The 6585-nt window shown below is 59.6% G+C and carries 4 protein-coding genes; 3 read left to right on the top strand and 1 reads right to left on the bottom strand.

Going from position 1 to position 6585, the window contains the following annotated elements; all coding sequences use genetic code 11:
• A partial coding sequence (locus tag PMI31_RS30835; RefSeq protein WP_008020479.1) for a retention module-containing protein occupies positions 1 to 1300 on the bottom strand: 1300 nt, incomplete at its 3' end.
• A gap of 357 nt (positions 1301 to 1657) precedes the next feature.
• On the opposite strand from PMI31_RS30835, the gene PMI31_RS21250 reads away from it, so the two are divergent.
• From PMI31_RS21250 to PMI31_RS21240, 3 genes are read left to right on the top strand one after another with little or no spacing between them, the layout of a single operon-like run.
• Entirely contained in the window at positions 1658 to 3007 is a 1350-nt protein-coding gene (locus PMI31_RS21250) for a TolC family outer membrane protein (RefSeq protein WP_008020475.1), read from the top strand.
• Between the two features lie 42 nt (positions 3008 to 3049).
• Positions 3050 to 5206: a type I secretion system permease/ATPase gene (locus tag PMI31_RS21245; RefSeq protein ID WP_008020473.1), complete on the top strand. Its 2157-nt coding sequence runs from the start codon at positions 3050 to 3052 to the stop codon at positions 5204 to 5206.
• Positions 5196 to 6560, top strand: coding sequence for an HlyD family type I secretion periplasmic adaptor subunit (locus PMI31_RS21240; RefSeq protein ID WP_008020472.1), 1365 nt, complete (start codon positions 5196 to 5198; stop codon positions 6558 to 6560). Before PMI31_RS21245 ends, PMI31_RS21240 begins: the two co-directional genes overlap by 11 nt.
• The last annotated feature ends 25 nt before the right edge of the window (positions 6561 to 6585 follow it).

The following is a 6585-nucleotide window of genomic DNA, read 5'->3' as shown; positions in this document are numbered from 1 at the left end:
TGGCGATGCTCGCGGTGCTGCCGGCGGCGTAGGTGGTGTCACCGATGGTGAAGTTGACCACGCTGACCGGACCGTCGACGCTCGAGGTACCGGTCAACACGCTGCCGTTGATGGCGGTGTCTTCGTTGGTGCTCACGCTTTCGCTGAGGTCGGTGAAGCTGTCATCGACCGGGCTGACGCTGATATTCAGGGTCGAGGTGACGTCAGTGCCCGAACCGTCGGTGACGGTGTAGCTCACCGTCGGCACGCTGCCGTTGTAGTTGGCGTCCGGGGTAAAGGTATAGGCGCCGTTGGCGCCGATCACCAGGGTGCCGACGTTGGCGATGCTCGCGGTGCTGCCGGCGGCGTAGGTGCCATTGACGCCGTCAATGGTGAAAGTAACCACGCTCAGCACGTTGTCGATGTCGCTGTCGTTGCTCAGCACGTTGCCGATCGCAGCGGAGTCTTCAGCAGTGATTTGGGTGTCGGCAGTCAAAATGCTCGGATCATCAACCGCCGTCACGGTGAGATCCAGGGTGCTGCTAGAGCCGGTGTTGGTGGTGTACGTAATTTGCGGTACAGCACCGTTATAGTTGGCGTCCGGAGTAAAGGTGTAGTTGCCATTGACACCGATGGTCAACGTACCGACGCCGGCGATGGTCGCTGTCTGGCCTGCGGTGAAACTGCCGGTCACGCCGGCGATGGTGAAGCTGGTGACGCTGAGCGGTGTCTCGGCATCGCTATCGTTGTTCAGCACATTGCCCGTTGCGACGCTGTCTTCGGTCAGAGTGCCAGTATCCGCGGTCAGTACGCTTGGAGCGTTGATGGTCGTGATGTTCTGGTTGCCGGTATCAAGCGTAGTGGGGGTAGCAGTGGAATCGGGCCCGTTGGTCGTGAAGCCGATGGTCGGGTCGACGCGGCCAGCGGTGGCGTCGAGCATCACGAAGCTGTTACTACCACCCGCGGCACCACCAGAGCTTGCCACCGTCGGACCCGCAGCAGTGGCTTCAAGGTCTTTGGTCGGGTCGGCACCAGCGGCAATGGCTTGTTGCAGCTCTTCAACGGACGGTGCGGCTTGCGCGGTGGCGGCTGCCAGATCACTGCCGGAGTCCGGGGCGTCCGCGCTCCACTGAGTGTCACGGCCCAGATCGAGGACACGGCCATCGGCCAGTTCCAGGGACACGGCACCGGAAAGGCCAGTGTCGATCTGGTCACCGGCGAACAGTTTGTCGCCTTCAACGAGAACGCGGCGGATGCCCTCGGGGGACACCACGAAAACCTGACCGACAATGCTTTTGACGATGGCAACAACACTGCTCATTGAAGACTCTCCGGGGTGTCACGTTCAGTTGACTTCCATGGACCTGATGGCGTCTGCGCCGACCAGTCTGGACGTACATTGCAAAATAGATGCACAAGTTTGACGCAGCAATTCGTCAATAATTTGGCTATATTTTTTCGCTATTAACTTTATGCCAATCTATTGACCTTCTTGGATCCATCCTAAACAATCGTCCCAGTAATGTCACATTGATATTTGAGCTGTGACTCGTCCTCGGTATGTGATCCAGTTCCGCTTTTTGAACTTTCCGACATACGGTCATTCCGCTTGCCATCTTCCGATGCAGCGCGTTCTTTTGCTGTGATTCAAGACAAGAAGTCCTGGGAAATTCCTACAATGCGTTCGCCTTTGTTCATGGCTATACCTTTCGCCCTCGCCGCGTCTTTCGTCCAGGCGCAATCCCTACCAGAAGCCATGCAACAAGCGCTGGATGTCCATCCGGAGGTCCAGGCAGGCGTCAATAGTCGGTTGGCTGCGGATTATCAGTTGAAGGCTGCGAAAGGTGGATACCTGCCACGGGTCGACCTGCTGGGCGGTTATGGTCGTGAAGGCACCGATAGCGTGACGACGCGAGACGGCAGCAACAATCACTGGGAAACCCTGAATCGCAGCGAGTCAAGCTTGCGTCTGACCCAAATGGTCTTTGACGGTTTTGCGACGTCCAGCGAAGTGGGGCGTCAACAAGCCACCGTCAACTCCCGTGCCTATTCGCTGTTGAGTACTTCCGAGCGTACCGGGCTGACTGTGGCCCAGGTCTATCTCGACGTGCTGACTCGTCGCGAATTCGTGCGTTTGGCTGAGGACAACCTCAAGAGCCACCAACGCATTTACGACCAGATCCAGCTGCGTACCCAGCGTGGTGTCGGCAGCGGCGCCGACCTCGATCAGGCGGAGGCGCGGATGGCCCAGGCGCGCAACAACCTGATCACCGAGCAGACCAACCTGGCTGACGCCGAAACCAACTACCTCTCCGCTGTTGGCCAGATGCCGGATCAACTGGAGCGCCCGGCGGGTTTCCTGGCGCTGATGCCGGCCAATCTGAATGAAGCCCGCGCGCAAATGTTGGAAAACAGCCCGATCCTGCGCTCGGCCGAATCCGACATCGCCGCTGCCGAGAAGCAGTACGACACGGCCAAATCGACTTTCTACCCACGCTTCGATGCTGAGTTGGGTCGCACCGCGGACAACGACATTGATGGCCAGAACGGCCACAACAACGAATGGCAAGCCATGCTGCGCATGCGCTTCAACCTGTATTCCGGCGGCAGCGACAAGGCCGATCTGGAGTCCAAGGCCTACCTGTCGAACCAGGCACTGGACATCCGCAACAACGCCCTGCGCCAATTGAATGAAGAGCTGGGTCTGGCCTGGAACGCCCTGAACAACGCCAATGCGCAGGTGCCGATCGCCCAGCAATACGTCGACCACAGCACCGCCGTACGTACCGCTTACCAGCGTCAGTTCAGCCTTGGCGAGCGCACCCTGCTCGATTTGCTCGACAGCGAGAACGAACTGTTCAGCTCTTCTCGTCGTCTGGCGGAGATCAAGAACATTCAGTTATTTACTCAGTACCGAATCAAGGCGACCATGGGCGAGTTGCTCAAGAGCCAGGGAGTGGTCGCACCATTGGCATCCGTTGTGCAGAACGACGTGAAGCCCAAGGTCCAATTGCCCGGTATGAATTGAGCAGGACCTTCATTGTTCAATTGTTAGCCAAGAGTGCCGAGCGTGGAATCAGAAGTCAGTCGGGTTCAACTCATTCATGATCCGCGCGCGTTGCATGACGATCCGTTGCTGGATGGTCTGCTCGCTCTTTGCATGCTGCACCAGAAGCCTGCCAGCGCGGCAATGCTGACCACCGGTCTGCCGCTGCCAGACCAACGCTTGAGTGCCGACTTGCTGCCTCGCGCGGCAGCTCGCGCGGGGCTGCAAGGTCGGGTGCTGCAACGCAAGCTGGAGAACATTCCGGCGATTGCCATGCCGGCATTGTTGCTGCTCAAGGACGGTCGCAGTGCCGTCCTGCTTGGCTGGCAAGGCGAAGATCAGGTACGGGTGCTGCTCAGCGAAAGCGATGGCGGTGAGTCCCTGGTCAGCCGTGAGTTGTTGGCCGACGACTACACCGGCAAGGTCTTTTTCGCCCAGCCCCAACACAAATTCGACGTCAATCACGGCACGCTGATTCCGCGTGCGCGCTCGTGGTTTCGCGATACCCTCAAGCGTTCGCGCTGGTTGTACGCCGACGCCATCGCCGCCAGTTTCCTGATCAACATCATCGCCATGGCCGCGCCGCTGTTCGTGATGAACGTCTACGACCGCGTCGTGCCGAACCAGGCCGAAGCCACGCTGTGGGTGCTGGCACTCGGCATCACTGGCGCCTACCTCTTCGACCTGATCCTGAAAAGCCTGCGCAGCCTGTGCCTGGATCTGGCCGGCAAGAAAACCGACCTGATTATCTCGGCCACGCTGTTCGAACGCATCGTCGGCATGGCCATGAAATACCGGCCGGCACGGGTCGGCAGCTTTGCCCAGAACATCCACGAATTCCAGAGCCTGCGCGATTTCCTCGCCTCGCTCACGCTCACCAGCCTGATCGACCTGCCGTTCACCATTTTGATTTTTATCGTCATCGCGATCCTTGGCGGGCATCTGGTGTGGATACCGGTGCTGGCGTTCCCGATTGCCCTGGCCATCGGCTATGCCTTGCAGAAACCCCTGGTTGCAACCATGGAACGCACCATGGCGCTGGGGGCCGAGCGCCAGTCGAGCCTGATCGAAACCCTGGCCGGCCTGGATGCAGTGAAGGTCAACAACGCTGAAAGTGAACGCCAGTATCAGTGGGAGCAGACCATCGGCACCCTCAGTCGTCTTGAACTGCGGGTGAAAATGCTGTCCGGCCTGGCAATGAACATCACCTTGCTGATCCAGCAACTGGCCGGGGTGATCATGATCGTCTTCGGCGTGTACCAGATCATCGACGGTCACCTGAGCATGGGCGGCCTGATTGCCTGCTACATGCTCAGTGGCCGTGCACTCAGCCCGCTGGCGTCACTGTCCGGGCTGCTGACCCGCTATCAGCAGGCGCGGGTGACCATGACCTCGGTCGACCAGATGATGGAGCTGCCCCAGGAGCGCAATTTCGAAGAACGTCCGCTCAGCCGCAAGGTGCTGCAGGGCGGTATTGAGTGTCGCCAGCTCAACTTCACCTACCCGCAACAGCAGAACCTGGCGCTGAAGAACATCAACCTGTCGATTAGTCCCGGCGAGAAGGTCGGCATCATTGGCCGAAGCGGTTCGGGCAAGAGCTCGCTGGCGAAACTGCTGGTGGGGCTGTATCAGCCGGACGATGGCTCATTGTTGGTCGATGGTGTGGATATCCGCCAGATCGACGTCAGCGAACTGCGCTACAACATCGGCTACGTACCCCAGGACATTCAGCTGCTCGCCGGCACTTTGCGCGACAACCTGGTTTCCGGCGCGCGGTATGTCGAGGACGAACTGGTGCTGCAAGCGGCAGAGCTGGCCGGTGTCCACGAATATGCGCGTTTGCATCCGCAGGGTTATGAGCTGCAAGTGGGCGAGCGCGGGCAGAACCTCTCCGGTGGTCAACGGCAAAACGTCGCCCTGGCCCGTGCGTTACTGCTCAACCCGCCGATCCTGCTGCTCGACGAGCCGACCAGCGCCATGGATAACACCGGTGAAGAGCGCCTCAAGCAGCGCCTGGCAGCGGTGATCGAGAACAAGACCATGGTGCTGGTGACACACCGGGCATCGCTGTTATCGCTGGTGGATCGGTTGATCGTGATCGACCGCGGGCAGATTCTCGCCGACGGCCCGAAAGCCGCGGTGATGGAAGCATTGAAGAAGGGGCAGATCAGTGTTGCTTGAGTCGGGTAAGGGTTCGATCCGTCGCTACTTCAAAGGCTCTGCTTCGCTGCAGGGCCAGCCGCTGCCGGAGGTCAACAAGGCGCTGATCGAAGATGCACCACGTGTGGTGCGACTGACGATCTGGGCGATCATCGCGTTCTTTGTGTTCCTGATGCTCTGGGCCAACTTCGCGGTGATCGACGAAGTGACCAAGGGCGATGGCAAGGCGATTCCATCGTCGAAGATCCAGAAAATCCAGAACCTTGAAGGCGGTATCGTTGCCGAGCTGTTCGTCAAGGAAGGCCAGATCGTCGAAGCCGGCGCACCGCTGATTCGCCTGGATGACACACGATTTGCTTCGAACGTCGGTGAAACCGAGGCCGATCGGTTGTCGATGCTGCTGCGGGTCGAACGCCTGAGCGCCGAGGTCGAAGATCGCCCGCTGAACTTCCCCGAAGATGTACTCAAGGCCGTGCCGGGTCAGGCCAAGAGCGAAGAGTCGCTCTATATAAGCCGCCGCCAGCAGTTGCACGACGAGATTGGCGGCTTGCAGGAGCAACTGATCCAGCGCCAGCAAGAACTGCGCGAATTCACGTCCAAGCAGGCGCAGTACCGCCAGCAATTGGGCTTTCAGCGTCAGGAAATCAACATGTCCGAGCCGTTGGTGGCCCAGGGCGCGGTATCGCCAGTGGAAGTCCTGCGCCTCAGGCGTGCCGAAGCGGAGACCCGTGGTCAGCTCGACGCCACCACGCTGGCAATTCCACGAGCCGAGTCAGCGATCAAGGAAGTGCAGCGCAAGGTCGATGAAACCCGCGGCAAGTTCCGCAGTGAAGCCCTGACCCAGCTCAATGAAGCTCGCACCGACCTGAACAAGGCCGAGGCCACCGGCAAGGCCCTGGAAGACCGGGTCAGCCGTACGCTGGTCACCTCGCCGGTGCGGGGTATCGTCAACAAGTTGCTGGTCAATACCATCGGTGGAGTTATTCAGCCAGGCAGCGATCTGGTGGAAATCGTGCCGCTGGACGACACCTTGCTGGTCGAGGCGAAGATCCGTCCGCAGGACATCGCGTTCCTGCATCCGGGGCAGGAAGCGACGGTAAAATTTACCGCCTATGACTACACCATCTACGGCGGGCTGAAGGCCAAGCTGGAGCAGATCGGTGCCGATACCATCACTGATGAAGACAAAAAAACCACTTACTACGTGATCAAGCTGCGTACCGAGCGCAGCCACTTGGGCACCGACGAAAAACCGTTGCTGATCATTCCGGGGATGGTGGCTTCCGTGGACATCATCACCGGCAAGAAGACCGTTCTCAGCTACCTGCTCAAGCCGATCATCCGCGCGCGGGCCGAGGCGCTGCACGAGCGCTAGATCTTCAGTGGATTCACTGGCCCCA

It is taken from the genome of Pseudomonas sp. GM55 (assembly GCF_000282395.1).
In the GTDB taxonomy this organism is placed as follows: Bacteria; Pseudomonadota; Gammaproteobacteria; order Pseudomonadales; family Pseudomonadaceae; genus Aquipseudomonas; species Aquipseudomonas fluorescens_CC.
Note: the sequence above shows the minus strand (reverse complement) of the source record. Positions and strands in the feature narration are given on the sequence as shown.

Excerpts from the sequence above, each read along its gene's own strand:
- PMI31_RS21250 (WP_008020475.1), top strand. The coding sequence starts at position 1,658 with ATGCGTTCGCCTTTGTTCATGGCTATACCTTTCGCCCTCGCCGCGTCT.